25 protein-coding genes and 1 riboswitch are annotated in these 26,759 nt (G+C 64.5%); of the genes, 12 read left to right on the forward strand and 13 right to left on the reverse strand.

Going from position 1 to position 26,759, the window contains the following annotated elements:
* The first annotated feature begins 1 nt into the window (after position 1).
* The 4 genes from FHW78_RS04340 (at position 2) to FHW78_RS04355 (ending at position 5,179) form a co-directional block, all read left to right on the forward strand.
* Positions 2 to 691 (forward strand): YrbL family protein, encoded by a 690-nt coding sequence (locus FHW78_RS04340; protein WP_183638175.1) that lies wholly within the window; start codon positions 2 to 4, stop codon positions 689 to 691.
* 43 nt (positions 692 to 734) lie between these two features.
* Entirely contained in the window at positions 735 to 2,759 is a 2,025-nt protein-coding gene (locus FHW78_RS04345) for a M2 family metallopeptidase (RefSeq protein ID WP_183638177.1), read from the forward strand.
* A gap of 127 nt (positions 2,760 to 2,886) precedes the next feature.
* On the forward strand, positions 2,887 to 4,434 hold the full coding sequence (locus tag FHW78_RS04350) for a hypothetical protein (RefSeq protein ID WP_183638179.1): 1,548 nt from the start codon (positions 2,887 to 2,889) through the stop codon (positions 4,432 to 4,434).
* 205 nt (positions 4,435 to 4,639) lie between these two features.
* Positions 4,640 to 5,179, forward strand: a complete 540-nt coding sequence (locus FHW78_RS04355) for a metal-dependent hydrolase (protein WP_183638182.1) — start codon at positions 4,640 to 4,642, stop codon at positions 5,177 to 5,179.
* Between the two features lie 156 nt (positions 5,180 to 5,335).
* On the opposite strand, the gene FHW78_RS04360 is transcribed toward FHW78_RS04355, so the two are convergent.
* From FHW78_RS04360 to FHW78_RS04370, 3 genes are read right to left on the reverse strand one after another with little or no spacing between them, the layout of a single operon-like run.
* The gene (locus tag FHW78_RS04360; RefSeq protein WP_183638184.1) at positions 5,336 to 5,764 is read right to left on the reverse strand and encodes a hypothetical protein; all 429 of its coding nucleotides are present in this window, start codon (positions 5,762 to 5,764) and stop codon (positions 5,336 to 5,338) included.
* 20 nt (positions 5,765 to 5,784) lie between these two features.
* Positions 5,785 to 7,041 carry a multidrug effflux MFS transporter gene (locus tag FHW78_RS04365; RefSeq protein WP_183638186.1) on the reverse strand — a complete coding sequence of 419 codons (1,257 nt, stop codon included), beginning with the start codon at positions 7,039 to 7,041 and terminating at the stop codon, positions 5,785 to 5,787.
* The gene (locus tag FHW78_RS04370) at positions 7,038 to 7,493 is read right to left on the reverse strand and encodes a VOC family protein (protein WP_183638188.1); all 456 of its coding nucleotides are present in this window, start codon (positions 7,491 to 7,493) and stop codon (positions 7,038 to 7,040) included. The genes FHW78_RS04365 and FHW78_RS04370 overlap by 4 nt, the downstream gene beginning before the upstream one ends.
* A 166-nt stretch (positions 7,494 to 7,659) precedes the next feature.
* Positions 7,660 to 7,773: riboswitch (glycine riboswitch) on the forward strand.
* Between the two features lie 40 nt (positions 7,774 to 7,813).
* Here FHW78_RS04370 and gcvP point away from each other — a divergent pair.
* The gene (gcvP, locus tag FHW78_RS04375; RefSeq protein ID WP_183638190.1) at positions 7,814 to 10,744 is read left to right on the forward strand and encodes an aminomethyl-transferring glycine dehydrogenase; all 2,931 of its coding nucleotides are present in this window, start codon (positions 7,814 to 7,816) and stop codon (positions 10,742 to 10,744) included.
* Positions 10,745 to 11,132: 388 nt separating this feature from the next.
* On the opposite strand, the gene FHW78_RS04380 is transcribed toward gcvP, so the two are convergent.
* The 4 genes from FHW78_RS04380 to FHW78_RS04395 all read right to left on the reverse strand — a co-directional run bounded on the left by FHW78_RS04380 (position 11,133) and on the right by FHW78_RS04395 (position 13,099).
* Positions 11,133 to 11,606 carry a GNAT family N-acetyltransferase gene (locus FHW78_RS04380; protein WP_218533507.1) on the reverse strand — a complete coding sequence of 158 codons (474 nt, stop codon included), beginning with the start codon at positions 11,604 to 11,606 and terminating at the stop codon, positions 11,133 to 11,135.
* A gap of 47 nt (positions 11,607 to 11,653) precedes the next feature.
* Complete coding sequence (locus FHW78_RS04385; protein WP_183638191.1) at positions 11,654 to 11,956, reverse strand: hypothetical protein; 303 nt, start codon at positions 11,954 to 11,956, stop codon at positions 11,654 to 11,656.
* 184 nt (positions 11,957 to 12,140) lie between these two features.
* On the reverse strand, positions 12,141 to 12,482 hold the full coding sequence (locus FHW78_RS04390) for a cupin domain-containing protein (RefSeq protein ID WP_141456105.1): 342 nt from the start codon (positions 12,480 to 12,482) through the stop codon (positions 12,141 to 12,143).
* A gap of 125 nt (positions 12,483 to 12,607) precedes the next feature.
* On the reverse strand, positions 12,608 to 13,099 hold the full coding sequence (locus FHW78_RS04395; protein ID WP_183638193.1) for a pyridoxamine 5'-phosphate oxidase family protein: 492 nt from the start codon (positions 13,097 to 13,099) through the stop codon (positions 12,608 to 12,610).
* 165 nt (positions 13,100 to 13,264) lie between these two features.
* On the opposite strand from FHW78_RS04395, the gene FHW78_RS04400 reads away from it, so the two are divergent.
* Positions 13,265 to 13,771, forward strand: coding sequence for a DUF6496 domain-containing protein (locus FHW78_RS04400; protein ID WP_183638195.1), 507 nt, complete (start codon positions 13,265 to 13,267; stop codon positions 13,769 to 13,771).
* A 341-nt stretch (positions 13,772 to 14,112) separates the two neighbouring features.
* Positions 14,113 to 14,445 (forward strand): hypothetical protein, encoded by a 333-nt coding sequence (locus FHW78_RS04405; RefSeq protein WP_183638197.1) that lies wholly within the window; start codon positions 14,113 to 14,115, stop codon positions 14,443 to 14,445.
* Positions 14,446 to 14,565: 120 nt separating this feature from the next.
* Here FHW78_RS04405 and FHW78_RS04410 read toward each other — a convergent pair whose 3' ends face one another.
* Positions 14,566 to 15,723, reverse strand: coding sequence for a hypothetical protein (locus FHW78_RS04410; RefSeq protein ID WP_183638200.1), 1,158 nt, complete (start codon positions 15,721 to 15,723; stop codon positions 14,566 to 14,568).
* A gap of 420 nt (positions 15,724 to 16,143) precedes the next feature.
* Here FHW78_RS04410 and FHW78_RS04415 point away from each other — a divergent pair, with 420 nt between their 5' ends.
* Genes FHW78_RS04415 through FHW78_RS04425 form a run of 3 tightly spaced genes read left to right on the forward strand, consistent with a single transcriptional unit; the run spans position 16,144 to position 20,052 of the window.
* A complete protein-coding gene (locus FHW78_RS04415) occupies positions 16,144 to 17,373 on the forward strand; it encodes a hypothetical protein (protein WP_183638203.1) in 1,230 nt (409 codons plus the stop codon).
* Between the two features lie 3 nt (positions 17,374 to 17,376).
* Positions 17,377 to 19,113: a caspase family protein gene (locus FHW78_RS04420; protein ID WP_183638206.1), complete on the forward strand. Its 1,737-nt coding sequence runs from the start codon at positions 17,377 to 17,379 to the stop codon at positions 19,111 to 19,113.
* 21 nt (positions 19,114 to 19,134) lie between these two features.
* Positions 19,135 to 20,052 (forward strand): serine protease, encoded by a 918-nt coding sequence (locus FHW78_RS04425; protein ID WP_183638208.1) that lies wholly within the window; start codon positions 19,135 to 19,137, stop codon positions 20,050 to 20,052.
* A 92-nt stretch (positions 20,053 to 20,144) separates the two neighbouring features.
* On the opposite strand, the gene FHW78_RS04430 is transcribed toward FHW78_RS04425, so the two are convergent.
* Positions 20,145 to 20,414, reverse strand: a complete 270-nt coding sequence (locus FHW78_RS04430; protein ID WP_183638211.1) for a hypothetical protein — start codon at positions 20,412 to 20,414, stop codon at positions 20,145 to 20,147.
* Positions 20,415 to 20,890: 476 nt separating this feature from the next.
* Between FHW78_RS04430 and FHW78_RS04435 the strand changes: the two genes are divergently transcribed.
* Positions 20,891 to 21,676: a DUF3800 domain-containing protein gene (locus FHW78_RS04435; protein ID WP_183638214.1), complete on the forward strand. Its 786-nt coding sequence runs from the start codon at positions 20,891 to 20,893 to the stop codon at positions 21,674 to 21,676.
* 15 nt (positions 21,677 to 21,691) lie between these two features.
* Positions 21,692 to 22,462, forward strand: a complete 771-nt coding sequence (locus tag FHW78_RS04440; RefSeq protein ID WP_183638217.1) for a hypothetical protein — start codon at positions 21,692 to 21,694, stop codon at positions 22,460 to 22,462.
* Positions 22,463 to 22,610: 148 nt separating this feature from the next.
* On the opposite strand, the gene FHW78_RS04445 is transcribed toward FHW78_RS04440, so the two are convergent.
* From FHW78_RS04445 to hflK, 4 genes are all read right to left on the reverse strand, one after another.
* Entirely contained in the window at positions 22,611 to 23,903 is a 1,293-nt protein-coding gene (locus tag FHW78_RS04445; protein WP_141456083.1) for an adenylosuccinate synthase, read from the reverse strand.
* A 369-nt stretch (positions 23,904 to 24,272) separates the two neighbouring features.
* Positions 24,273 to 24,458, reverse strand: coding sequence for a DUF2065 family protein (locus FHW78_RS04450; RefSeq protein ID WP_183638220.1), 186 nt, complete (start codon positions 24,456 to 24,458; stop codon positions 24,273 to 24,275).
* A gap of 192 nt (positions 24,459 to 24,650) precedes the next feature.
* A complete protein-coding gene (locus FHW78_RS04455) occupies positions 24,651 to 25,514 on the reverse strand; it encodes a protease modulator HflC (protein WP_183638223.1) in 864 nt (287 codons plus the stop codon).
* Positions 25,511 to 26,641 (reverse strand): FtsH protease activity modulator HflK, encoded by a 1,131-nt coding sequence (gene hflK / locus FHW78_RS04460; protein WP_183638227.1) that lies wholly within the window; start codon positions 26,639 to 26,641, stop codon positions 25,511 to 25,513. The genes FHW78_RS04455 and hflK overlap by 4 nt, the downstream gene beginning before the upstream one ends.
* Positions 26,642 to 26,759 lie beyond the last annotated feature (118 nt).

Here is a 26,759-nt window from a genome sequence, read left to right on the forward strand (position 1 = left end):
GATGTCCGCCAGGCCGCACGCTCCCTACCCACCGCTGGGCGCGCGCTGGGGCGGCCTGACGGTATTGGCACGCGGCGCCAACCGCCTGTGCGCGCTCGATCCGGACGACGCCGGGCATTGCCTCAAGTTCGAACTGCATCCCGATGAACGCCCCGCGGCGGGCCTGCGTGCGCGCCTGCGGCGTTCGCTGGCGCGGCGGCTGCCGGCGCTGGGCGAAAACGCCACCGAACTGCGCGCCTGGCGGCACCTGCGCGCGCGCATCGGTTCCGCGCTCGACGGCTGGCTCGCGCCCTGCACCGGCATCGTCGCCACCAGATGGGGCCCGGCGCTGCGCTGCGTGCTGGTGCGCGATGCCGACGACGCGATTGCACGCAGCCTGTACGCGCACCTGTTCGAAGGCACCCGCTCCTCGCCCGACTCGTTGTGCGCGGCGGTCGACGCGATGGAACGTGAATTGCTGGCCCATGACGTGCCGCTGTTCGATCTGAATGCCGGCAATTTCGTCGTTGCCGGATCCGCCACGCAGCCCCGGCTGGTCTGCGTCGATGCCAAGTCCACCTTGAGCGGCAAGGAGATCCTGCCGTTCTCGCGCTGGTCGCGACGCTTGATGCACCGCAAGATCCGGCGCCGGGCCGGGCGGTTGCGCCAGCGCATCCGCGCCGCCCTTGCGGACACACCGCCGCCGCACTAGCCTTCCGGGTTCCTGCGCCTGCCGCACCCTCGAAGGACTTCCCGTGAAGCAACGCCATCTCCTGCTCGCACTCGCCGTCGGCGCCAGCGTGCTGGCCCTGTCCGCCTGCAAGAAGGACGAATCCAAGGATGCCGCCGCACCGACCGCCGCCCCCCAGGGCGAAACCGCGGATCAGTTCATCGCCCGGGTGAACCAGGAACTGCGCAAGATGTATCCGGAGATCACCGCGTCGCAGTGGCTGTCCAACACCTACATCAACGACGACAGCCAGTTGCTGGAAGCCAAGTACAACGAGCGCTACCTGGCGCAGCTGAACGTGTGGATCGAGCAGGCCAGGAAGTTCGAGGGCCAGCAGATGTCGCCGGAAACCGCGCGCGCCATCCAGTTGCTCAAGCTCTCCACCGCCATGCCCGCGCCGAAGGATCCGGCCAAGCTGGAGGAAATCACCAAGCTGGCGTCCAAGATGGGCGGCATGTACGGCGCCGGCAAGTATTGCACCGGCGAAGGCGACGCGAAGAAGTGCCGTGACCTGGGCCAGCTGGAAGACGTGCTGCGCAGCAGCCGCGACAACGACGCGCAGCTGGACGCCTGGCAGGGCTGGCACACCATCGCCCAACCGATGCGCAAGGACTACACGCGCTTCGCCGAACTGGTCAACGAAGGCGCCAAGGAACTGGGCTACGCCGACGCCGGCGAGATGTGGCGCAGCGGCTACGACATGACCCCGGCGGAAATCGCCGCCGAGACCGATCGCCTGTGGGGCCAGGTCAAGCCGCTGTACGAACAGCTGCACTGCTACACCCGCACCAAGCTGCAAGCCACCTACGGCGTGGAGAAGGGCCAGGTCAACGGCATGCTGCCGGCGCACCTGACCGGCAACATGTGGCAACAGGACTGGGGCAACCTGTGGGACATGCTGCAGCCGTACAAGAACGCCGGCAGCCTGGACATCAGCGAAGCGCTGAAGGCGCAGTACCAGGCCGATTTCGTCAAGGAACTGGGCAAGGCCGGCCCGGCACCGACCACCGAGCAGCAGTTCCAGGCCGAACGCGCCGCGCAGTTGGCGGTGGCCAAGCAGATGACCGAGCGCGCGCAGGATTTCTACGTCTCGCTGGGCATGCCCAAGCTGCCGGAGAGCTACTGGTCCAGGACCCAGTTCATCAAGCCGCTGGACCGCGACGTGGTCTGCCACGCCAGTGCCTGGGACATGAACATGGGCGGCGAGCCGGGCGGCGGTCCGGACGTGCGCACCAAGATGTGCATCAAGCCCAACGAGGAAGATTTCACCACCATCTACCACGAACTGGGCCACGTCTATTACTACCTGGCCTACAACAAGCTACCGCCGCTGTTCCAGAACGGCGCGCATGACGGCTTCCACGAGGCCATCGGCGACACCATCGTGCTGGCCATGACCCCGGACTACCTCAAGTCGATCGGCCTGGTCGGCGATCAGCAGCAGAGCCACGACGCGCTGATCAACGCGCAGATGCGCATGGCGCTGGCGAAGGTGTCGTTCATGCCGTTCGGGCTGATGATCGATCGCTGGCGCTGGGGCGTGTTCGACGGTTCGATCAAGCCGGCCGACTACAACAAGGCATGGTGGGATCTGAAGGCCCGCTACCAGGGCGTGGCGCCGGTGAGCGCGCGCGGCGAGGACTTCTTCGATCCGGGCGCCAAGTACCACGTGCCGGGCAACACCCCGTACACGCGCTACTTCCTCTCGCACATCCTGCAGTTCCAGTTCTACAAGGGCCTGTGCGACGCCGCCGGCTACAAGGGCCCGCTGTACAACTGCAGCTTCTACGGCAACAAGGTCGCCGGCCAGCGCTTCTGGGCGATGCTGGAGAAGGGTGCCAGCCAGCCGTGGCAGGCCACGCTGAAGGAACTGACCGGCACCGAGAAGATGGACGCCAACGCGGTGCTGGAGTACTTCGCCCCGCTGCAGGAATGGCTGAAGCAACAGAACGAAGGCCAGACCTGCGGCTGGCAGCCCACGCCGCCGGCCACCACCGCCGCGGCGCCTGCCGCGCCGGCGAAGGCGGAACCGGCCAGGAAACAGGGCTGATTTTCGCTTGAAGTGATACGACAAGGCCGGCGCAAGCCGGCCTTGTTCGTTGTGACGCGCATGCCCATGGTCCACGCCGCCATCGCTGATACCATTCCCGGACCAGGGACGAATCAGGGGGACCACCATGGGCAAACGAATCCATCTCGGTTGGAGAATGCTGGCATTGGCCTGCGCCATCACCGCGCCGACGGCCTGGGCGCAGAGCGTGCCGGGTGAAACCAGCCGCACGCAGGCAGCGCCGTCCGCGCACTGGCGCACACCCGATTTCAACACCCTGCAGAGCGCGCGCGTGCGTTATCGCGAAATGCCGATCCAGCGCCTGTTCAATCTACAGAAACGCAACGCGGCACGGCAGATGAAACCGGTGCAGGTCGGCATGGGACGCCGGCTGAGCACCGAAGGCGTCACCACGCTGGCGCAGCCTGCGCTGAGCTGGCGCGCACTCGGGCACGGTGCATCGGCGGCGCGCGTGGAGATCAGTTCGCCCGACGCGCTGGCCGTGCGCGCCGGCCTGCAGGTCACCGCCCTGCACCCGGATGTGGAACTGCGTTTCGCCGGCTCCGACCATCCCGACCGGATTGTCGCGGTGGTGACCGCACGCGAAGCCCAGCGCCAGGTCGATGCGCAGGGGCTCTACTGGACGCCCAGCACCGATGGCCAGACCCAATACATCGAAATCTACCGTCCCGCGCACGTCGTTGCGGCCATGGCGCGCCTCAATGCCCCGCAACTGGTGCACCTGCTGGCCAACAGCCGCAGCGACTTCAAGATCCTGGAAAAGATCGGCGAGTCGGAAAGCTGCAACATCGACACCGCCTGCCGGGTCGCCGAGCTGGGCGACCGTTTCGTCCGTGCCAAGAACGCGGTCGCGCATATGCAGTTCATCAGCAAGGACGACAGTGGCCAGACCGGCGTGTTCATCTGCACCGGCACGCTGCTCAACGACACCGCGACCGGTACCCAGACCCCCTATTTCTATTCCGCGCATCACTGCATCAGCGACCAGGGCGTGGCCTCCACGCTCAATACGTTCTGGCGCTACGAAGCCACCAGTTGCAACAGCGGCGTGTCGCAAGCCGTTACCCAGTTGACCGGCGGCGCCACCTATCTGTACTCCAGCAGCGACACCGATGCCCTGCTGTTGCGGCTGGCCGACCCGGCGCCCGCGGGTGCCGAGTTCAGCGGATGGGACGCCGCCGCCCTTCCCGCTTCCAGCACCATCCTCGGCATCCATCATCCGTCGGGCGACGCCAAGAAGGTTTCCTCGGGCCAGCAGATTCCGGCGAGCAGCGACGCCACCCACAACGGCGTGGCCTGGCTGAGCGGCAGCACCGAGGGCGGCAGCAGCGGATCGGGCCTGTTCACCCTGCACGCCGATGGCTATCGGTTGCGTGGCGGCCTGCAGGGCGGCGACGCCAGCTGCGCGAATAGCGGCTCGACTTCCAATACCCAGAATCGCGACTGGTATTCGCGCTTCGACGTGGCCTATCCGCATATCCGGCAATGGCTCTCGCCCACCACGCCGATCCTGATGAATGGATCGCAGCCGTTGATTCCGGGCCAGGCCAATGTGGTGTCCGCCGGCAGTGCGCCGGCCGTTCCCCGGTTCAAGACTCGCGCCGTCTTCAAGCAACGCGGCGTGTTTCGCCGGTATCCGGCCCCCAGCCCGTAGGGCGGAGCTTGCTCCGCTTCCCGCCGCCTCGCGCTCCGGTCCCGTCATCCCGGCCAACGCATCGATGGCCTGATCCACTGATGTCGCGCGGTTCCGGGCGTGCATGCCTTGTCAGCGGAGCAAGCTCCGCTCTACGGGTCCGGCTTCACTGTCACTTCAAATGCAACGGCGATGGTGGGCGCCTCGTTCGCAACGGAGTGTCCGCATGCCCACCGTGTTCGCCCACGCCCTGGTTCCCATCGCCGTTGGTCTTGGTCTGGGACGCCGGCGTATCCCCGCACGCTTGCTGATTACGGGCGCGGTGGCGGCGATGCTGCCGGATGCGGACGTGGTGGCGTTCAAATTCGGTATCGCCTACGCCGATGCGCTGGGGCATCGCGGCGCCAGTCATTCCCTCGTGTTCGCGCTGCTGCTGGGCGCGTTGGCGGCGTGCTTCCATCGTCCGCTGCGCGCGCGGGCCTGGACGGCGTTCCTGTTCGTCGCCTGCTCGGTACTGTCGCATCCACTGCTGGACATGCTGACCAACGGCGGCCTGGGCGTGGGCCTGCTGTGGCCCTGGTCGGAACAGCGTTTCTTCGCCCCTTGGCAGGTCATCGAGGTATCGCCGTTCGCGCACCGGTTCTTCAGCGCGCGCGGCGTGGAGGTGCTGTGGTCGGAAGCACGCTGGATTGGTGTGCCGGCGCTGCTGCTGATGGCCGTGCTCGCCGCCCCGCGTCTCTTGTGGGAGCGACGTCAGTCGCGATGAAGCATCCGGATCACTCCTGTCGCGACTGACGTCGCTCCCACAGGATGGACGATGGAACGACTCATGCCATTGTAGGAGCGACGTGAGTCGCGACGGAACATCCGGAGCATCTCAACCGTCCCGGTCGCGACTTACGTCGCTCCTACAAGAAACCATTCAATGCTGGGTGGGGGCGGCGTCCGGTTCGGAATCGACGTCTTCGGCGCCGGCACTCATCTCGGCTTCCAGCTTCTTTTCGAAATCTTCCAGGCTCATGCCCTGGGCGGCGGCTTCAATGACGGCGGTGTCGCGCAGCTCATCCGAGTAGACCAGCCGCACCGGCTGGCCGTTGGCTTCGTGCAGGGCGGCGGCGCGCTTGATCATCGCCAGCACCTCGGCGGCACTGTCGGAACTGCCAGCGATGCGGCCGTCCATGCCCAGCACCCACACGCCGGCCTGGCGCACGATGCCGGCCAGCAGGTCGCCCTGCGGATTGCGCAGCTCGGCGTGCGGTTCGATCGCCGGGGCGTTGGCGCGGGCCAGGTTGCGTGCCTTGATCGCCCTGCGCTTCTTGGCGTCGCGGCGGGCCTTTGAATGGGTAGACATCGGGGATTCCTTGTCGAAGCTCAGATCTGATCGGTGGGTTCAAGCGCGGCGGGTTCTTTCGGACAGGCTTCGGCGCGCCGGCTCACCTGCGCCTCCCAGCGCCACATCGCCCAGCCGGCCAGCGTCAGCACGCCCGCGCCCAGCGCCAGCCACAGGCCGTGCCGGCTCAACAGCGCCGAAACCACGCCGGCGATGATCGTGTTGATGAACAGGTTGCTGAAGGCCTGCAGCGACGATGCCGCGCCGCGCTGGCGTGGATACATGTCGAGGATGGCCAGGGTGAGGATCGGGAAGATCAGCGCCACGCCGAACGCCGACAGGCACATCGGCAGCACCGCCCACGGGATGGTGATGGCATCGCCCACCCACGCGTTGTAGGCAAGGTTGGCGAGCGTCGACACGCCCATGCAGGCGAAACCGATGCGGGTCAGCTGGGTGCCGCTGATGCGGCCTGCGGCGCGCCCGGAGACGAACGCGCCCAGGGTCATGCCGCCGATGGTCGGCAGGAACAACCAGGCAAACTGCTGCTCGTTCAAGCCCAGCCGGTCCATCACGAAAATCGGCGCCGAGGCGATGTACAGGAAGATGCCGCCGAAGCTTAGCGAGCCGGCCAGCGCCAGCCGCTGGAAGCGCGGGTTCAAGGCGATGGCGAAGTAGTCACGCAACAGGTGCTTGGGCGAAACCTTCACCCGCACTTCCGGCGGATGGGTTTCCGGCAGCCACAGGCCGACGGTCAGCAACAGCAGCAGCGAGAAGCCGGCCAGGAACCAGAAGATCACCGGCCACGCGCTCCAGCCCAGGATCCAGCCGCCGATGATCGGCGCGATCGCCGGGGCGATGCCGAAGATCATCGACACCTGGCTCATCAGCCGCTGCGCGTCGTCGCCATGCAGCACGTCGCGGATCACCGCGCGGCCGACGATGAAACCCACGCCGGCCGAGAAACCCTGCAGCGCGCGGAACAGCAGCAGCGTGGTCATGTCGCGCGACAGCGCGCAGCCAATCGACGCCAGCAGGAACAGGAACAGCCCGCCCAGGATCACCTTGCGCCGGCCGAACGCATCCGACAGCGGGCCGTGCACCAGGCTCATCAGCGCGTAGGTCAGCAGGTAGACGCTGATGACCTGCTGCATCGCCAGCTTGTCCGCGCCCAGCTGCGCGCCCATCGCGTTGAACGCGGGGAAGATGGTGTCGATCGAGAACGGGCCGAACATCGCCAGCCCGCCCAGCAGCAGGGCCAGGCGGCGGTTGGACGGCAGCTTGCGAACGCCGGTCATGGCGCGCTCCCGGCCACCGAAGGGTCCACCGGCGGCGAAGTCGGCGGGCCCTTCAACTCGACCGTGTTGCCTTCCGGGTCCCGCAGGTACTGGGACGGTCCCATGCCGTCGGCGCCGTAGCGCTCACCGAATTCGGCCAGGGTCGCCCCGGCCGCTTCCAGGTACGCCGCCAGCGCCTCGCGGTCGAAGGGTTCCACCCGCAGGCACAGGTGGTCGACGTTGTGGCCTTCGGGTCCCGGCGCGGCCCCGCCCAGCCGGCCCAGCTTGCCGTCCACCGGCACCAGGTCGATCAGCGACTCGCCGGCCCGCAGTTGCAACAGGCCCAGCTCCGGCCGGTCCCGCTCCACCGTGCAGCCCAGCACCCCGCAATAGAAGGCGCGCATGGCCGCCAGGTCGCGGACGCGCAGGACGATGTGGTCCAGGCGCAGGAGTCGGAAAGGGGGCGCATTCATGAACAGGGATGGCCGGCGCGGGGGGCCGGACATGGTAAGGCCAACCGGGACGATGCGGGCGGCCGCAGGCTATAATCCGCGCCGCAAGACCAGGTGGGAGAAGCGGGGAAACCCGCTGCCGAAGGCGCAAACGCCCGTAATCGCTCAGGCCCGATACCACCCCCGCTGCAAACACTCTGGAGAGATCGGCCACGCGCCGGCGCCGAAGGGGCACGAAGCACCACCGCGACCTCGTCCGCGGCGCTTCCAAACTCTCAGGCAAAAGGACAGAGGGGCACCCACGTGCGCACTTCGCACGCCCGGCTTCATGCCTTTTCCGGATGCCCCTGCCCATGTCCCAGACTCCGTCCTCGCTTCGCGATCTCGAGCACCACGACGCTTTCATCGCCCGCCACATCGGTCCCAACGACGCCGAAATCGCGCACATGCTGCGCGTGGTCGGCCACGACTCGCTGGAGGCGATGACCGATGCCATCGTGCCGGCCAACATCAAGTCCGCCGCCCCGCTGGCCCTGCCCGAAGCGATGACCGAGGAAGAGGCGCTGGCCAAGATCCGCGCCGTCGCCGACCGGAACCAGGTGTTCAAGAGTTTCATCGGCCAGGGGTACTACGGCACCCACACCCCGAAGGTGATCCTGCGCAACATCCTGGAGAACCCGGCCTGGTACACCGCCTACACCCCGTACCAGGCGGAAATCTCGCAGGGCCGCATGGAAGCGCTGATCAACTTCCAGACCATGATCACCGACCTGACCGGCATGGAAATCGCCAGCGCCTCGCTGCTGGACGAAGCCACCGCCGCCGCCGAGGCGATGACCCTGGCCAAGCGTTCGGCCAAGTCGAAGTCCAACGTGTTCCTGGTCGCCGGCGACACCCATCCGCAGACGATTGAAGTCCTGCAGACCCGCGCCGAGCCGCTGGGCCTGACCGTGGACATCGTCCGTTCGACCGAAGCGTTCCATGAAAAGCTCGCCGCCGGCGATTACTTCGGCGTGCTGGTGCAGTACCCCGCGTCCAGCGGCTGGCTGGAGGAATGGGGCCGCGACGCGGAGATCATCCACGGCCACCAAGCGCTGTTCGTGATGGCCACCGACCTGCTGGCACTGACCCTGCTCAAGACCCCGGGCGAAATGGGCGCCGACATCGTGGTCGGCAACACCCAGCGCTTCGGCGTGCCGTTCGGCTTCGGCGGCCCGCACGCGGCCTTCATGGCCTGCCGCGACGCCTACAAGCGCTCCATGCCGGGCCGCCTGATTGGCGTGTCGGTGGATGCCGACGGCAATCCCGCCTACCGCCTGACCCTGCAGACCCGCGAGCAGCACATCCGTCGCGAGAAGGCCACCTCCAACATCTGCACCGCGCAGGTGCTGCTGGCGGTGATGGCCTCGATGTACGCGGTCTACCACGGTCCGGAAGGCCTGACCCGCATCGCCCGCCGCGTCGCCCGCCTGACCGCCATCCTGGCCGAAGGCCTGCGCGCGCTCGGCCACGCCACGGTGCACGCCAGCGCGTTCGACACCCTGTGCATCGACGCCGGCGACGCCGCCGAGGCGATCCTGGCCCGCGCCAGGCAGGCCCGCATCAACCTGCGCGTGCGCGGCAACGGCACGCTGTGCATCTCGCTGGACGAAACCACCACCCGCGCCGACGTCGAAGCGCTGTGGGGCGTGTTCGCCAACCCGGGCGCCACCCTGCCGGGCATCGACGCGCTGGACGCCAGCGCGCCGTCGCTGATCCCGGAAAGCCTGCGCCGCACCAGCCCGTTCCTGACCCACCCGGTGTTCAACACCCACCACAGCGAGCACGAACTGCTGCGCTACATGCGTGCGCTGGCCGACAAGGATCTGGCGATGGATCGCACCATGATCCCGCTGGGCAGCTGCACCATGAAGCTCAACGCCACCGCCGAGATGATCCCGGTGACCTGGCCGGAGTTCGGCAACCTGCATCCGCTGGCCCCGGCCGATCAGGCGCAGGGCTACAAGGAACTGATCGACGGCCTGGAAGCCATGCTGGTCGAATGCACCGGCTATGACTCCGTCAGCCTGCAGCCCAACTCCGGCGCGCAGGGCGAATACGCCGGCCTGCTGGCCATCCGCGCCTACCACCGCTCGCGCGGCGAGGCCAAGCGCGACATCTGCCTGATTCCCGAATCCGCGCACGGCACCAACCCGGCCAGCGCGCAGATGTGCGGCATGCAGGTGGTGGTCACCAAGTGCGACAGCAACGGCAACGTCGATGTCGAGGACATCCGCCGCGCCGCCGAGAAGTACAGCGATCGCCTGGCCGCGATCATGATGACCTACCCCTCCACCCACGGCGTGTTCGAAGAGGACGTGGTGGAGATCTGCAACATCATCCACCAGCACGGCGGCCAGGTGTACACCGACGGCGCCAACATGAACGCGCTGGTCGGCGTGGCCAAGCCGGGCAAGTGGGGTTCGGATGTCTCCCACCTCAACCTGCACAAGACCTTCTGCATTCCGCACGGCGGCGGTGGCCCGGGCGTGGGCCCGTGCGCGGTCAAGTCGCACCTGGCGCCGTTCCTGCCGCGCACGCTGGGCGGTGAGGGCGACGTGGGCATGGTGTCGGCCGCCAGCTTCGGCAGCGCCAGCATCCTGCCGATCAGCTGGATGTACATCACCCTGATGGGCTCGGCCGGCCTGCGCAAGGCCACCCAGGTGGCGCTGCTCAACGCCAACTATGTCGCCAAGCGCCTGGCCCCGCACTACGAGACCCTGTACACCGGCCGCAACGGCCTGGTCGCGCACGAGTGCATCCTGGATCTGCGCCCGCTCAAGGACGCCACCGGCATCAGCGCCGAGGACGTGGCCAAGCGCCTGATCGACTTCGGCTTCCATGCCCCCACCCTGAGCTTCCCGGTGGCCGGCACGCTGATGGTCGAGCCGACCGAGAGCGAATCGCAGCACGAACTGGATCGCTTCATCGACGCGATGATCCAGATCCGCGAGGAAATCCGCGCGGTCGAGGACGGCCGCCTGGATCGCGAGGACAACCCGCTCAAGCACGCCCCGCACACCGCCACCCAGGTCAGCGCCAGCGAATGGACCCACGCCTACCCGCGTGAACTGGCCGCGTTCCCGCTGCCCAGCCTGAAGCTGCAGAAGTACTGGCCGCCGGTCGCACGCGTGGACAACGTGCACGGCGACAAGAACGTGTTCTGCAGCTGCATCCCGGTGGAAGCCTTCGCCGGCGAACCGGAAGCCTTCAGCGAGCCGAACGTGATGTAAGAAAAAAAGCCCCGCGATGCGGGGCTTTTTTTTGGGGAGTACTCGCACGCTGCGACGCCCCCTTCCCCCGCCCGCGGGGGAAGGTGCCCGAAGGGCGGATGGGGGCAAGTTCGTATGCTTCCTCTTCCCGACCGCGCCAAAAGCAAGCGCTTCTCAACAGCCGAATGGCTGGTCAATCCCCCGTCACCCGCTTCGCGGGCGCCCGCCCCCTTTTTTCGCTTTCAACAGCCGCATGGCTGATCAAGGGGGCTTTCTAGTGCAGTTCAACGGTCGCCGCCTTTCCTCCCCCTTCGAAGAAGGGGGACCGAGGGGGATTTGCTTTTGTGCTCCCATACCCACGCCCTTCCCAACCAGCGAGGGAAACTATCCAAAAAAGATAAGAGCAACCCTAAAGCTGCTTGATGAGGTTATGACTTACCGTCAAATACCCCAGCTTCGCATACAGCGCCTGCGCGCCCGCGTTGTGCGCAAACACATGCAGGCCAATCCGATCGATGCCCTGCGCGCGCACCTGCGCCTCCATCGCCGCGAACGCGTCTGCCGCGTAACCGCGGCGGCGATGCGCGGGATGCACAAGCACATCATAGACATGCACCTGCCGCTGCTCGCCTTCGGAATACACGCCATACCACAGCGATCCCACCGTACCCCCCTCACCGGCAACGATCTCGAACAGATAATGATCCGGCGTGGCGATGCCCTGCGGCAGCAACTGCGCAAAGGCCGCCTGCGAACGCTCCCGCGCGCCGTCTGCCGGCCAGCGTCCGGCGGAGACATTCTCCTCGGCGTAATTTTCCACCGCGGTGTGCAGGAACGTGCGGAACGCGCGCTCACTCATCGGGACCAGCGAAACCTTGGACATGGACGAAAGCCCCGGGACGGGAGCGGCGACTCTATCCCAGTCCGGCGTCACACGCGTGGCGGCGGCGCGGCGGGGACCGGAATCGACGGGCGGGCCCCGTCGCTCAGCGCCATCAGCTGGCAGAACGTGGCGTCATAGGCCGCCGCTTCCTCCTGATAGCCGGCGACGGCCCGCAGCGAACCGCGCGCGGCCAACTTCTGCGCGACCGCGCGCAAGCGCTCGCCATCCGAATGGGTCTGTACCAGCGCCGCCATCCAGACGGTCAACGCTTCCAGTTGACCGATGGCGCGCGCATCGGTGGCCTCCAGCCGGCACAGATGGGTATGGATCTGGGTGTCTGACAACAGCATGCAATCGACTTCCGACATGAGGGGGCACCGCCGCAAAGCCCCCTCTCCGCGCCGTTGGTTTCCCTCACGCGGCGGGCACGACGGATCGGACAGGCCGCACGCGCCGTGGTCATTCACCGTTCGGGCGGGTGAAGCCGGAACTGAATATCCGGCTCCCCGTATTCAGCCACATGGGGCGACTTCATCAGCCCTCGCCCGCCGGCAGGGTCTCCTCGTCCTGGTCGTATGCCGGTGGGTAATAGAAGTTGAGCGTCTTCAGGAAGGTCCGCCCGGTATTGCGGATCTCGTGGCGCTCGCCGTGTTCGATCACCAGCAAGCTGCCCGCGCGCAGCGTCTGCCGCTCACCTTCAATGGTGGCCACGCCGGTGCCGGACACCACATACAACCACTGGTCCGCACCGCGATGCCGGTTGTCGGGCCCACCCTCGGCCTCGCCCGGCGCGATCACCATCTCCGCCGCCTGCACCTCACGCACCGCGAACGCGGTGCGAAAGCCTTGTCCGAAACGCAGGTGTTTGTATTGCATGCCGGTTCCAATGACCTTGTCCTGACGACCGAGAAGTTCCCTTCCCCCGCGCGCGGGGGAAGGTGCCCGAAGGGCGGATGGGGGCAAACCGTCCAGCATCCGCAATGACGGCCTCACCCAATCCCTCAATGCCGCAGATTCACCTCAGCCACGCGATCGCGGTAATGCTTCTTCGGATCCATGCCCAGCATCAACTTCACCCCGGCCAGCATCGAGTTCTCGTTCAACCAGATTTCCGCGTGCTCGGCATCGAAGCGCAGCAGCGCCAATCGTGGATCCTCCATCCCGCCTTCGTACCAGGCGGCCAGGTAGGGATTCCACAACCGATCCACCACCTCGCGATCCGTATGCTCCACCAGCATCCCGTTTACACTGGCGAACAGGTCATGGCCCTTCGCGCAGAACGTGGCGATGGCACGCTGCGGCGTGCCCACGCGCTGGGCCAGGCGATTGTCGGTGGTGGTGAAGAACCAGATGGGCCCGTGTTCTTCGTCCTCCATCTGCGCGGTCATCGGACGGGTGTGGCCGTCCTCGGCGCCCTCCAGGCCAATCATCATGACCATGTCGGACTTCAGCAGCTTCCAGAATTTCTTTTCGAGTTCCTGTGGCGTATGCATGACGATACTCCCTCGAAACAGGTGGCTTCACGCTAGCCCCGCACATGTCACGCCGCCGTCAAGCAAGCGTTATCGCCGTGATAGTCGCGCCCGCCAACCGTCCTTCGCCGCCTGTTCACGCCGACGGGACTAACACAGGCTCGTTGTCCAAAGGAGGACGCCGCCATGCCGGAAGAAAAAACCCGCCGCGCGGTCGAACGCGACAAGCGCGAAGGCAAGTCCGCCAGCACCCAGGCGGGCGAATTCGTTCGCGAGGAAATCGAACACGTGCGCGAAGGCAAGCACGGCGTCCAGAACACCAAGCAGGCCATCGCCATCGGCCTGTCCAAGGCCCGCCGCGCCGGCATCGACGTCGAACCCGGCGACAACGCCTCTCCGGCGGTCAAGAAAAAAGCCCGCAAGGACATCGCCAAGGGCAGGAAAACCGCTACGAAACGCCCTGCCGCCAAACGCTCGGCCGGCGCCAAGAAGGCGTTGAAGGCCACCAGCAAAACGACCGCCAAGAAAGCCGTCAGCCGCACCGCCCTGTCCAAACAGGCCAAGAAGGCGGCCAGCAAGCGCACCGCCGCCGACCGTTCCGCCGCGGCAAAGAAAGCCGCCCGCACCAAGGGTCCCGCCAAGCGCTCGGCTGCCGCGAAGAAGGCGGCGCGTACCCGCAAAAAGGCATCCTGACCACCCGGTGGGCCTCGGCCCACCATTGCCGTCCCCGGGCGCCAACTCCGGGTGAAGCCAGAAGGCTCACCCACCGCCCGGCACCGCGATGGTGGACCCAGACCCACCCACCCCATAGAGCGGAGCTCGCTCCGCTGCCTTTCGCTCCTCCGCACGCCGCCGCAACCATCGCGGGCACGGGTTCACCGTACGTGCGCGCCATCACGCCGTAATTCCGGTTCGTCATTCGTACAGTGCTGTTCGCACCACCACGCTCCCGGCCATCGCGGCCGCCGGATAGCCTCCTGTCGCCGCTAATGGCACCGCTCGCCGCGCCCGCGGTGATGACCCAGGAGATGAACATGAAAATGTGGAAGATGATGTGGAAGCCGGCGCTGGTGCTGCTGGTGTTGCAGGCCGCCGCCTGCAGTTCGATTGCGCAGAAGACCAACAACCTCAGCGACGACAAGATCAAGTCCCAGACCGGTGGCGCGCTGGGCTACATGCCGGAAGACCTCACCCTGGTCAGCCGCCGCACCGAAGGCACCAACACCTACGTTGCCCTGAAGGCCAAGGACGGCAAGGAATTCAACTGCATCGTCAACGGCGGCAACCTGCTGTCGATGGGCATGACCAACCCGCCGGTCTGCTCGCCCAAGGGCCAGCCGGTCAAGGCCGCTCCGTTCGGCCAGTAATCCGTGGTGGCGCCGGGCTTGCTCGGCGCCCTGCCCCAGCCCTTCCGCGAACCGCAGCGGAGCGAGCTCCGCTCCACATGGGCGATGAGTCCTGTGGAGGAGTCCACGGACAAATAGCGCTCAGCGCCTGCCGGCTTCCATCATCCGGAATTGCGCCATGCGCTGGGCGAGCCAATCGGCCAACGCCGCAGCCTGCACATCATTGAGAATATCGTTGTGGCCGGCCGACACATCCTTGCCGGTTTGCATCACCCAGACCGCCTTCTTGGCCTGTTCCTGACACTGCTCGCCGGTGCCGATTGCCTCGATCATCATGCGTCCTCCCAGACTGAGCTGACAGTCCGGGTCCGTCACCCTGCACGCGTCGCCGCTACAGGCGTGTACTGAATGACTCACCCCGTCCCGGTTGAAACCTATCGCCCGCTTCCAGAACGCAAACGGAAACAGATAGCGCACCGGAACATCCGCGGTGGATTGCAGGACGATGATGCGTCGCGACCCATCAGGCGCGGCACGCAAGGCCGTCGCCATGCTCACCTGGTCGAGGGAAAGTGCCTGTCGCGAACGCGCGTCATCCTCCAGGCGTTCCTTGATGGTTTCCAGTTCCTCCGCCCTGGCCGCGGGGTTGAGCATGATGTATTCCAGCGTCGTATCGGGTGCTTCCCGCATCCACTCCTTCACCGCCCACAGGACCGCCGACCCTCCCAGGCTGTGACCTATCACGAAGACCTGGCGCTTGGGGTTCTGCGCGCGTAACCAGGCCACCACCTCTCGCAATCCCTGCTGCCCCACCCGCTCCGATGCACGCTTGCGGCCGCAAATGGTGAAGAAATCACTGGCTTCCCACGGGATGAACGTGTCGACCGAATCGCCCCGCCATCCGAAATAGAGGGCGTTGACCGCCCCCGCCTTCTCCACGTTCTCCAACCGGGCCAGGAACGCGGTGAACTTCTGGTAATCGCTGTCATAAGGCCCGCCCCCCTTGCAGGCAGGCTCGCCGGCCTGCTGCCGGCAGGCATTGTGGTGCCAACCGTGCACGAACAGCACCACCGGGCGAGTTGGCGTCGCTTCCATCCACTGCGCCATCTTCTGTATCTGCGCAGGCTGATAGAGCTGCCCGCGGTCATCCGCCTCGAACACCATCATCTGGCTCTGCAACCCGTCCTGCACCGGCGCCGGATCATTGAGTCCCCACCATTCCCGGTCCGGAATCGTCCGACACCCTGCCAGCAGCAACACCCCAAGCACTACCGCGCCGAACCTTTTCCAGATGCGCATGCGACGTCCCTTTCCGTTGGCTCCAACCGGCGCCAACGCATGGATGAACCGTACACGGCCACACCCGCGTTGGATTGCCCGGAATGACTGCCCGGAAAGCCCGGCTTGCCTCCCCATGCAGGTGCCGTCCGTCGCCTGCTCCGGCTCGGGCGCCAAGCCCCTCTTGTCGGCACCGCCGATTCCGGTATAGCGTGCGCTCGATTCTGCCGCGCAGGGGAAACCGGCAGTTTCCTGACCCGACCGCTCGTGGCAACAGTGCCAATACCGGCCGCCGCAAGGTGCCGCGTTTCCGCGCCAGCTGCCGTCGCAGTGGTGCCGATCATCACGCTGCACAGGGAAAGAACCGTTGCGACATGCACGACCAGCGCGGTCTCTCGCGGACGTGCTGGCACAGGAACCGCATCCAAGGAGGAGTGTTCAATGAAAGTCCATTGCTTGGCTCCCTGCCTCTTGTTCTGGCTGGGGACCTTTCCGCTTGCCCATGCGCAGGAACCCACCGACAAAAACGCAGACCTGCAGGCACAGATCGATCGCCTGACCAAGCAGGCCGAACTCAACAAGCTGACCTACGGCACGCCCTCGGAAGGCAAGGCCGGCGACGTGACCGGACCGGAAAACGTCAAGGGACTCGCCCAACAGCGCGTACTCGCCCTTTCCGCCGCCACGGGACAGGATCTCGGCCGCCGAATTCGCGCACAAGCCGCTGCGCAGGCGTGTACCAATGTCCTGCTGACCGACGACGCCGACCATGCCACCAAGCAGGTCCTGGCCCTGTCGATACAGCAGAAGCTGGACGCAATGGGCCAGGAAATCGACAAACTGGATGACCTCGCCTCGAAGTACAACGCAAAGAGCCGGAGCGGTCTGGTAGCCTCGGTGGGCATCATCACCGGCATCGCCCAATCCCTGGTCAGCGTCTGGAAACTCTTCCAGTCCAACTATGCGGTCAGCAGCTTCGCCACCACGCGGGATGCCGACTGGACCGAAGCCAACATCCGCACCGGGTATCTCGCTGACAAAACGACGGCTGCCCCTGCCTTGCTGTCCACCCGCTATCCCTCCTTCGCCCAGGCCAACGCAAATATCAAGCAACTGGACGATTGGCTGGACAGTGCGACGCGCGCACGCGACAAGATCCAGCAGAAAACCAAGGACTCCAAGAAACCGGCGGATGTGCAGGCACGCGCCTACGCCGAAGAAGTCGTCAAGGCGATTACCGGCATGCGCACCGCCCTGGTCGGAGCCGACGCCTCGGTCATGGCGCCTATCGCCGCATTGACGCCCTATCTGGCCAACCAGAAGGCCAAGGGCTGCACGGTCCGCTGGAAGGACAACACGCCCGAGGGCGTTGCAATGACCAAGGACACTCTCTGGGGCAAGCGCGGCCGCGTCTATCTGAATCACGCGGTGCAACTGTCCGCCATCATTCTGAGCGACGACGGCGTGCCCATGTCCGCGCTGTGCCAGCAGCGCTCCATGGCCGCCACGATCAAACTGTCCGCGCTGACCAAGGGGGACCCCGACGCTGCCGGAGGATCCTGGACCGGCATGGAACCCCTGTCGTCACCGGTCGACTGCGGGATGTTCCCGGCCGGTACCGATGCAACCCAGGGCCCCGCCGGCAATGCGCAGCCTCCCGCCGTGAGCTGAGCCATGCGAGGAAACTGCTTTCGCTGGCGCTGCATCGCGGCAGTGTTGGCAAGCGGCCTTGGGGTCGCAGCCAATGCCTGGGCCGACGACACGGAAGCGCTCAGGATCGCTCAGGCCCCGCGGCGCCTGGCCCTGGTGGTGGGCAATGCGGGCTACCAGCACCTTTCTTCCATTCCCAGCGCGGAGGTGGATGCCAGGCGAATGGAGGCGCTGCTGAGGGATCTGCAGTTCCAGGTGTCGCCCATCGCCACGATGACCTCGGCGGTGTCCTTTGAAGAAACCACGCTGCCCGACTTCCGCCGCAAGATCGAGGAAGGCGACATCGTGGTGGTCTATTTCTCCGGCCATGGTTTCTCCTACGGGCAGAACAACTACCTGGCCGGAACCGATACCCCGCTGCAACTGGACGAGCAGAACCTTCCGGACCATGCGGTGGCGGTGGAATCGCTGGAATCGTACCTGGCCAAGAAACGACCCGGCCTGTTGCTCTTCATCGTGGATGCCTGCCGGACCATCGGTGGTTTCGTCATCAAGGACAGGCAGCATCAATATGGCGTGGAAAAAGGCTACATGCCCGTCCAGCATGCCGACAGCGGTGTCAATACGCTGGTGGCCTACGGCTCGCGTCTGGGAACCGCGGCCCTGGGCTCGGGCGAGGCGACGCGCCCCAGCACTTTCACCGAAGCGCTGTTGAACAATCTGCCCCGCCAGCCCGGCGAGTTCGGTAGCGTCTTCAACGATGTCAGCGCCCGCGTCACCATTGCCACTGGTTCGACGCAACAGCCCGGCGTGCTGGACTGGTCGGACAGCGATTTCTATTTCCTGCCCGATGACAGGGTGAGTGCGAGGGAACGCGAAGCATGGCTGAGTGCGCTGGAATCGGGCATCCGCGAACAGGTCCTCTACTTCAGCCGGCGCTTTTCCACCAGCCACTACGCCCACGCGGCACGGCAATGGCTGAGCACGCATGACAAGGACGAACCTGCCTACACCCTGGTGTTTCCGCCCGCCGTGGAGGCGAGCTGGAGCATCAACACGCCGGTCGGCATCAGCCGTGCGGATTTCGGCCTGGCCTATGCGCGCCTGCATCGAGTGATCGACGAGATCACGCAGGCCGGGCCGACCTGGAACCCGGATACGGTAGGCCTGGTGGCTGCTTCCACGAAGGCGCCCGCGCTTTCGCCCGCGTTGCTGGAAACCCTCAAATCCAATCTGCAATCCCAGGCCTCGCTGGTCGCCAGTACCAACCTGATCGCGTACGCCGGGCCGGATACGTCCTCCGGGATTGAAAGCCGGGTGACGAAAGGCGACTACCTGCAGTTTGTCGATTTCGTCGAGAGTTCCGGCACGCATTCGCTGTGGATGCAGGTGCGCAAGCCCGACGACAAGCTGCTCTATATTCCTGCGCCGGACAAGCCGCTGGCCCCGATGAGCATCGGGCACCCGCTCGATGAGGTCATTGCCCGGACAGCGCCCGGCGACCTGCCGGAACTGATCGACGAGTCCGCCATTCAACAGGAGTTCCAGCAATTCAAGGCCGCAAGGAAGTCGGTCAGTTGGGTTTCCATTGCCTACGAACCATCCGATCGCAAGGAGCTCCAGCTTCAGCGGCAGGCGCGCGCCGCCCATACCCTGCGCGTCCTCAAGAAGCAGGGCGTTCCCGGCGTCCAGATCACCACCACCGAGGTGCCGCAGAGCGGACTGGGTGACGGGGTGCGGGTGCGCTTCTTCGGTTATTGACCTCCCAGACAAGGAATCGCCATGGACATGCTCAGTCGTTGCCTCATCACCTCGCTCCTGCTGGCCGCCAGCGCCTCCATCGCCTTCGCCCAGCAACCGGCTTCACGCGAAAGCCTGTTGAGCGGACAAACCGCGTCCAAGCCGGTGCTGGACGCCATCGATGTCTATCTCAACCGCAAGGAAAAGAAGATTGTCGGCGGCAAGCCGGCCAAAGCCGGACAGTTTCCCTGGCAGGTGGCGCTGCTGGTGGCCCGCGTGCCCGATGCCTACCGAGCGCACTTCTGTGGCGGCAGCGTGCATGCCGAGCGCTGGATCGTCACTGCCGCGCACTGCGTGAACGATACCGACGCCGCGGACATCGCCATCATCGCCGGCACCCACGAACTGAAGGACTCTTCCGAACGCGTCGCGGTAAGCCGCGTCCTGGTCCATGAGGACTACGATGACGAAAGCTACGACAACGACATTGCCCTGCTGGAACTGGAAAAGCCGCTCTCGCTGGGTGAGCGGATTCGGATCCTCCCCCTGCTGGGTGCTGCAGATGAATCTCAGGCACTCAAACCGGGTGCCCTGTTGACCGTTTCCGGATGGGGAAGGACGCAACAGGACGGCGAAGGCACGTCCGCGTTGCAGTACGTGGATATTCCCTTCGTGCAACGCAAGATCTGCAACCGCGCCCTGGCCTATGACGGCGCCGTCACTGAAAGGATGATTTGTGCAGGCGTAGCGGCCGGCGGCAAGGACAGTTGCCAAGGCGACAGCGGCGGTCCACTGGCTGCCAATGCGGGAGGTGCACAACCGCGCCTCGCCGGCGTGGTCAGTTGGGGCGAAGGTTGCGCCCAGCCCAACAAGGTAGGCGTCTACACACGCGTCAGCCAGTTCACTGGCTGGGTATCCGCATGCATGGCCGATCCTGGTGAATGCAAGGCCAAACGCTGAGAGCAGGATCGGTCCAGGCTCGCGATCGGCAAAGCTCCATTTCGGATTACCGAAGGACCGAGCGGCACCGCCGCCCGGTCGCTTCATGCCACCTAGCGCGGCTGCCAGCTCGTGTGCTTCAACACGAAGTCCAGCTCCTCGGTCCACTTTTCCAGGATGTAGGCCCAGTCGCCCACGGGCGGGGTGGGTTCGTAGCGGTTGGACAGCTCGCTGCGTGAGCGGGCCAGGGTGGTGGTCAGGCGGACGCGTTCGCGCAGGCCGTACAGCAGGTGGTAGGCGTCCTGGGTCAGCAGGTAGCCGGTGCGCTTCTTTTCGCGCGGGGGATGGCGGTTCGAGTGAGAGTGATGGCGATCGTCGCCCATGGCATTGCTCCCTTGCAGTGCAGAGGCCCGCCTGCATGCGCAGGCGGGATGTCGGGAGGCTCGAAACCGCACAAAGACGGCGGGCGTATTCCCCTTGTGGGGTGTTGTATTAGCCGCCCTCCCGACACAGGAAGCCTGCGATGGGAAATTATGCCCGAACGTGAGTTCGGGCATAAAAAACCCACCAAAGTTTCGGAGGTGGGTACCGCTTTGTGAGGAGTTTCGAGGCTCCGGGGGCAATGGTTAGGGGCTGGGGTGGGTGGTGTCAACGCACATTGAAAGTTCACGTTCCAAGGCATTGTCAGCCGAGACGTGGAAAATCGCCAACGCTACGCAGTACAAATAAGAATCAATTACCCTTATTTGTGCGACCCACAATATCAAGCTACATTTCCCTGCACCGGCACAGGGAGCTAGCAAAATGCTAGAAAATCCCCCGGACCACGGAAGTAATCAAAGTAATCTGCGAGGGGAAAATGGAGAATCCTGGCGTTAGAAGCTGGCTCATTTCATGCGACGAGTCCGGCGTCCATGGCTCAACTCATTATGGTTTCGGCAGCCTTTGGATGAGATGGCAACGTCGCGGCGACTTCTATGAGTATTTTAGAGACCTCAGGGATCGCCACAGATTCCGAGATGAGTGCAAATGGAAAACTGCGAACTCAGAGCGAGACCTTCCGTTCTATGAGGAATTAATTAGTGATTTTTTCAAGAGGAGATGGCTTGCCTTCCATTGCTTAGTTGTGCGCAAGCAAATTGTGAGGAAGGAAGAATTTCATAACAACAGCTGGGATCTTGCAAGAAGAAAGCACTACACAATGCTCATAACAGACAAGATAAAAAGATCGATGAAGCCCCATCGAGATCGAGAACATGAATTCCGAGTCTATGTTGACCCAATTCCATCCAGCTACCAGAAAGCAGATGAGGCTATCGAGGTCATCTCAAACAATGTCTTGAACAAGAAATTTTCGCATCAAGACCCAGTTAGATACGTTCAAACGAGGGATTCGAAAGAAACCCCAACAATTCAAGTCTGCGACCTTCTCCTTGGCGCCGTCATGGAAACATGGAACAAGAAAGCAACAAACCCAGTAAAACACAAGATAAGAAAAATAATAGCGTCCCACCTTGGATGGAGAAATCTAGATGCAGACACTTTCAAAGAAGAGAAAAAATTCAACATCTGGTACTTTCACGATCCACTACACGAAAAGCGGAGCGTTGTCTCTAGAGAAGTAAAACTGAAATACCCCTACTAAGAACGAATTTAGAAGATGTACATCATACTTTCTTGCATGACATGCCTACAGGAAAGAGGCCGCCCCAATGGGATAATTTCTCGAATTTCATTTCGAGATGACGGCAAGTATGAAGCAACTTGTCCATACGGGCATACAACCACAACAATTCTCCAGCAGCAAAAATTCGAAATTCTATTTGAAATAGGAGCCCATGCTCTAATAGACGGATACTACAGAGAATCCATATCCTCTTTTTCATCCAGTCTAGAGAGATTTTATGAATTTTCAGTGCGGGCACTATTGTTTAATTCACAAAAATCGGATGATGCATTCAAGTCTTGCTGGAAGCATGTGGCTAGACAATCTGAACGCCAACTAGGGGCATTCATTATGCTCTGGGCTTCGTATTTTGGATCTCCACCCGCACTTCTTTCAAACAATCTCATTAGCTTCAGGAACGATGTAATACATAAGGGCACCATACCCAGCAAGCAAGAAGCTATTTCTTTTGGAACGTCCACCCTAAACGCCCTTCAAGAGAACATCCATATTCTTCAGCAAACTGCTCCAGCGGCGGTGAGCAAGATGATTTCCTATCATGTTCAGGAGATATGGCGCTCGTGCCCTAATCATCCCAAATCCACTATGTTTTCTAACACCATTATTAGTTTAGGGGCCAATAATGCCCCTAGCGAGCGTAGTGACCTCTCACATCACCTCAAGGCCCTGAAACAGTGGAGAGAACTTTTCAACCCCACCGATTTATCGGTGCCGGAGCAACTACATAGAGAAGAAAATCCGTAATTTCAGCATCAGGAAAAAAAGCTAGAGGGCAGCAGGCAACCTGAGCAACCGCAGTACCAGCGCGCTCGGCTTCAGCAAACCACGTGTTTTGAAAAACGAAGCCCCGCAATGCGGGGCCTCATTTGCTATCACCCGATCAGTTGCTTTCTCAAGCAAACGGATCCTGCAACGTCATCGTATGGTCGCGGTCCGGGCCGGTGGAGACGATGGCCAGCGGGCAGCCGGACAGTTCTTCCAGGGCGCGCAGGTAGGCACGGGCGGCCGGGGGCAGCTTGTCCCATTCGGTGATGCCGTGGGTGGTTTCGGACCAGCCGGGGAACTCCAGGTAGACAGGCTCGCATTCTTCCCAGCCCTGGGCGTCCAGCGGGGCGTACTCGGTTTCCTTGCCGCGGTAACGGTAGGCGATGCACATCTTCAGCTTTTCCATGCCGTCCAGCACGTCCAGCTTGGTGATGCACAGGCCGGTGATGCCGTTGATGGCCACCGCACGCTTCAGCGCGACGATGTCGATCCAGCCGCAGCGGCGGGGACGGCCGGTGGAGGCGCCGTATTCCTGGCCGCGGTCGCGGATGCCCTGCCCCACTTCGTCGTCCAGTTCGGTCGGGAACGGGCCGCCGCCGACGCGGGTGGCATACGCCTTGGCGATGCCCAGCACGTAGTCGATGGCGTCCGCGCCCACGCCGCTGCCGGCCAGCGCGCCGCCGACGGTGGTGTTGGAGCTGGTGACGTAGGGATAGGTGCCGTGGTCGATGTCCAGCAGGGCGCCCTGGGCGCCTTCGAACAGCACGCGCTTACCCTGCTTGCGCAGGTCGTGCAGGATGCCGGCCACGTCGGACTTCATGGGCTGGACGTATTCGCCGAAGGCCAGCGCTTCGTCATAGACCTGCTGGAAGTCCACCGCGTCCACGCCCAGATACTTGGTGAGGACGAAGTTGTGGTAGTCCAGCGCGGCGCGCAGCTTTTCGGCCAGTTGGTCGGGGTAATGCAGGTCGGCGATGCGGATGCCGCGGCGGGCCACTTTGTCTTCGTAGGCGGGGCCAATGCCGCGGCCGGTGGTGCCGATGGCCTTGCCGCCGGCGGCCTTCTCGCGGGCCTGATCCAGGGCGATGTGGTACGGCATGATCAGCGGGGCGGCCGGGGAAATCTTGAGGCGCGAGCGCACGTCCACGCCGCTGGTTTCCAGTTCCTCGATTTCCTTGCGGAGGGCGGCCGGGCTGATGACCACGCCGTTGCCGATCAGGCACAGGGCGTCGGGCCGCAGGATGCCGGAGGGAATCAGGTGGAGGACGGTCTTCTTGCCGTTGATGACCAGGGTATGGCCGGCGTTGTGGCCGCCCTGGAAACGGACGACCGCACCGATTTCCTCGGTGAGCAGGTCGACGATTTTGCCTTTGCCTTCATCGCCCCACTGGGCGCCGAGAACGACGACTGACTGACCCATGACGGGTAACTCCTTCGCTTGTTGGCGACCATCGGGGCCGCCGGGATGGGCCGGACCGGGCGCGGCGTTACCGATGCGGGCCGTCTCCATCGGGGAGGGGTCCACTACGCTGTGCCCAGACACGGAAAAAGCCGGCGGGGTTGGCTCTGGCGAGCGCCCGTCCGGCTTTTGTGCATTATCCGGGTTTTGGGTGAAGGGGGCTACCCCGATTGGCTGAATGGGGGGCAATCCGGCCAAGGGCCCCGTTTCTTGTGGGAGCGACGTGAGTCGCGATGGGCGACCTGGCTTCCGGAGCCAGTTGAGCGACCGGGCATCGCGAATCGCGACTCACGTCGCTCCCACATGAGAGGCACAGGGAGGCTGAGACCCTCAGTGGCGCAGCCACCAAAGCAGGGTCAGGCCGATGATCAGGACCAGGCCGCCGGCCTGGCGGATCTGGGCGTCGGGCAGGTTGAGCAGTTGCAGGGCCAGACGCTTCCACAGCCCCGGCGAGACCAGCAGGAACAGGCCTTCCAGGACGGCGACCAGGCAGAGGGCGGACCAGAGATCGGGCATTGGGGCCGGGATTGGGTAGGAGCCGGGATTGGGGATTCGGGATTGGGGATTAGTAGAAGCGTTGCTGGCGGATAGCTTCAGGTATCGGGGCTTCTCTTCAGTGCGGGACATCACCCGCCCTCAGCCACTCGGCGATCAGGATTCGCTGTTGCGAATCCCGAATCCCCACTCCCCAATCCCGAGCGACCGCGTTTAGCGGTCGCTCTTCAAGTACTGCAAAAACGGATCGTCCTTGTCCAGGACGATGACGCTGTTGCCGTCGGCGAAGGACTTCTTGTACGACTCCAGGCTGCGCTGGAAGGCAAAGAACGAGGGGTCCTTGTTGGCGGCGGCGGCGTAGATGCGGGCGGCTTCGGCGTCGCCTTCGCCGCGCAGGCGCTGGGCGTCGCGTTCGGCTTCGGCCACCAGCACGGCCTGGTCGCGGTCGGCCTGGGCGCTGATGGTGCGGGCCTGCTCTTCGCCTTCGGCGCGCAACTGGCTGGCGACCTGCTTGCGCTGGGCGCGCATGCGCTCGTAGACGTCGGTGATGACCTGGCTGTCGGTGGGCAGGTCGATCTGCTTCAGGCGCAGGTCGGTGATGCGCATGCCCAGGGTGGCGGCGCCCTCGTTGATGGCCTTGAGCTGGGCGGTGACGATCTGGTTGCGATCGCCGGAGACCAGCTGGGTCAGGGTGCGGGCGTTGATTTCGTTGCGCAGCGAGTCGGTGATGATCGGCGCCAGGCGATCATTGACCAGCTTTTCGTCGCCGCCGGTGGCACGGTAGAACGCGCGCACGTCGGAGATGTGGCCCACGGCGAAGAAGTCGATGCTGACGTCCTTGCGCTCGGAGGTCAGGTAGCGCTCGGGCTGGGTTTCCAGCACCTGGAAGCGGCGGTCGAACACGCGCGCGGTTTCCACCAGCGGCCACTTGAAGTGCAGGCCGGGCGGGATGTCGGCGCGGGCCACGCGGCCCAGGTTGAGGACCAGGCCGGTCTGGTCCTCGCGGACCACGTACACCGAGCCCATCAGGCCCAGCACGATGGCGACCAGCAGCGCCACGATTGCGGGAAGTCTCATCGTCCACTCTCCTCACGTCCGGCCGATCGCGCGGGACGCTCGGCACTGCGCAGCGGGGTTGTCGCGCTGCTTTCCACGGCGGGCATCACCACTTCCGGCGCCGGGGCGCTAGACGATGCCGGTGCGGCACCCGTCTGCGCGGGCATCGGCAGGTAGATCAGCTGGCGGCTGTCGCCGCCGATGACCTTGCGGTTGTTCTGTTGCAGCACCTGCTGGACGGTATCCAGCCACAGGCGCTTGCGGGTCACGTCCGGCGCGTTCTTGTACTGCTCCTGGAGCAGGCTGAAGCGGTCGGCGTCACCCTGGGCGCGGGCAACAGTGGCGGCCTTGTAGCCTTCGGCCACGGTGCGGGTACGCGCCGCGGTACCGCGTGCCTCGGGCACGATGCGGGCGGCGTAGGCGCGCGCTTCGTTGACCAGGCGATCCTTGATCTGCTGGGCCGAGTTGACCTCGTCGAAGGCCGGCTTCACTTCTTCCGGCGGACGCGCGTCGGGCAGGTTGAGTTCGGTCACGACCAGGCCGGTCCGGTAGGTATCCAGCGAGGCCTGCAGGCGTTCCTTGGCCTGGCTGCCCAGCGGGCCGCGCTCGCCGAGCACGGTGTCCAGATCCGAGCGGCCCACCTGTTCGCGCACGGCGCTCTGCGCGGCCTGCTGCAACACGTCGTCGGCGTTGCGCGAGCCGTACAGGTACAGGCGTGGATCGGCGATGCGGTACTGCACGTTGACCGACACGGTGACGATGTTCTCGTCGCGGGTCAGCACCGGCATGGTGTTGCTGAAGTTCTTGATCTCGGTGGCGTTGACCTTGGTGACGCTTTCAATTGGCCACGGCCACTTGAAGTTGGGTCCCGGCTGCATGACGCGGGAGAACTGGCCGAAGCGCAGGACCACGCCGCGCTGCTGTTCGCCGATCAGCTGGAAGCTGGAGAACAGGACCAGCAGCAGCAGCGCCACGCCGATCCAGCGCAGCGGGCCGTTGCCGTCGAAGGAACCGCGCAGGCGATCCAGCAGATCGCCCAGTCCGCCGCCACTGTTGCCGCCGCGGGGATTCCAGCCCCGTCGGTTGTCGTTGTTGCCGTTTCCGCCGCCGCTGCCAGAGCCGCCGCTTCCAGGGGTGTTCCAGGCCATGCCCACTCCGTCGTCAATGATGCGTGGGCCGAAACCGACGCGTTTCCGATTCTACAAGATAGGGCCGCCCGGCCGCCGGACAAGGGCTGAAGGGCATGGGCGGGCGGTTTTTTGCCGG

The organism is Pseudoxanthomonas sp. OG2 (assembly GCF_014192765.1).
Lineage (GTDB): Bacteria > Pseudomonadota > Gammaproteobacteria > Xanthomonadales > Xanthomonadaceae > Pseudoxanthomonas_A > Pseudoxanthomonas_A beigongshangi.

Excerpts from the sequence above, each read along its gene's own strand:
- FHW78_RS04360 (WP_183638184.1), bottom strand. The coding sequence starts at position 5,764 with ATGTCTACCCATTCAAAGGCCCGCCGCGACGCCAAGAAGCGCAGGGCG.
- FHW78_RS04340 (WP_183638175.1), top strand. The coding sequence starts at position 2 with ATGTCCGCCAGGCCGCACGCTCCCTACCCACCGCTGGGCGCGCGCTGG.
- FHW78_RS04395 (WP_183638193.1), bottom strand. The coding sequence starts at position 13,099 with ATGCATACGCCACAGGAACTCGAAAAGAAATTCTGGAAGCTGCTGAAG.
- FHW78_RS04385 (WP_183638191.1), bottom strand. The coding sequence starts at position 11,956 with ATGCTGTTGTCAGACACCCAGATCCATACCCATCTGTGCCGGCTGGAG.
- FHW78_RS04410 (WP_183638200.1), bottom strand. The coding sequence starts at position 15,723 with ATGCGCATCTGGAAAAGGTTCGGCGCGGTAGTGCTTGGGGTGTTGCTG.
- FHW78_RS04400 (WP_183638195.1), top strand. The coding sequence starts at position 13,265 with ATGCCGGAAGAAAAAACCCGCCGCGCGGTCGAACGCGACAAGCGCGAA.
- FHW78_RS04365 (WP_183638186.1), bottom strand. The coding sequence starts at position 7,041 with ATGACCGGCGTTCGCAAGCTGCCGTCCAACCGCCGCCTGGCCCTGCTG.
- FHW78_RS04430 (WP_183638211.1), bottom strand. The coding sequence starts at position 20,414 with ATGGGCGACGATCGCCATCACTCTCACTCGAACCGCCATCCCCCGCGC.
- FHW78_RS04415 (WP_183638203.1), top strand. The coding sequence starts at position 16,144 with ATGAAAGTCCATTGCTTGGCTCCCTGCCTCTTGTTCTGGCTGGGGACC.
- gcvP (WP_183638190.1), top strand. The coding sequence starts at position 7,814 with ATGCCCCTGCCCATGTCCCAGACTCCGTCCTCGCTTCGCGATCTCGAG.
- FHW78_RS04445 (WP_141456083.1), bottom strand. The coding sequence starts at position 23,903 with ATGGGTCAGTCAGTCGTCGTTCTCGGCGCCCAGTGGGGCGATGAAGGC.
- FHW78_RS04370 (WP_183638188.1), bottom strand. The coding sequence starts at position 7,493 with ATGAATGCGCCCCCTTTCCGACTCCTGCGCCTGGACCACATCGTCCTG.
- FHW78_RS04355 (WP_183638182.1), top strand. The coding sequence starts at position 4,640 with ATGCCCACCGTGTTCGCCCACGCCCTGGTTCCCATCGCCGTTGGTCTT.
- FHW78_RS04350 (WP_183638179.1), top strand. The coding sequence starts at position 2,887 with ATGGGCAAACGAATCCATCTCGGTTGGAGAATGCTGGCATTGGCCTGC.
- FHW78_RS04380 (WP_218533507.1), bottom strand. The coding sequence starts at position 11,606 with ATGTCCAAGGTTTCGCTGGTCCCGATGAGTGAGCGCGCGTTCCGCACG.
- FHW78_RS04405 (WP_183638197.1), top strand. The coding sequence starts at position 14,113 with ATGAAAATGTGGAAGATGATGTGGAAGCCGGCGCTGGTGCTGCTGGTG.
- FHW78_RS04435 (WP_183638214.1), top strand. The coding sequence starts at position 20,891 with ATGGAGAATCCTGGCGTTAGAAGCTGGCTCATTTCATGCGACGAGTCC.
- FHW78_RS04390 (WP_141456105.1), bottom strand. The coding sequence starts at position 12,482 with ATGCAATACAAACACCTGCGTTTCGGACAAGGCTTTCGCACCGCGTTC.
- FHW78_RS04425 (WP_183638208.1), top strand. The coding sequence starts at position 19,135 with ATGGACATGCTCAGTCGTTGCCTCATCACCTCGCTCCTGCTGGCCGCC.
- FHW78_RS04455 (WP_183638223.1), bottom strand. The coding sequence starts at position 25,514 with ATGAGACTTCCCGCAATCGTGGCGCTGCTGGTCGCCATCGTGCTGGGC.
- hflK (WP_183638227.1), bottom strand. The coding sequence starts at position 26,641 with ATGGCCTGGAACACCCCTGGAAGCGGCGGCTCTGGCAGCGGCGGCGGA.
- FHW78_RS04420 (WP_183638206.1), top strand. The coding sequence starts at position 17,377 with ATGCGAGGAAACTGCTTTCGCTGGCGCTGCATCGCGGCAGTGTTGGCA.
- FHW78_RS04440 (WP_183638217.1), top strand. The coding sequence starts at position 21,692 with ATGTACATCATACTTTCTTGCATGACATGCCTACAGGAAAGAGGCCGC.
- FHW78_RS04450 (WP_183638220.1), bottom strand. The coding sequence starts at position 24,458 with ATGCCCGATCTCTGGTCCGCCCTCTGCCTGGTCGCCGTCCTGGAAGGC.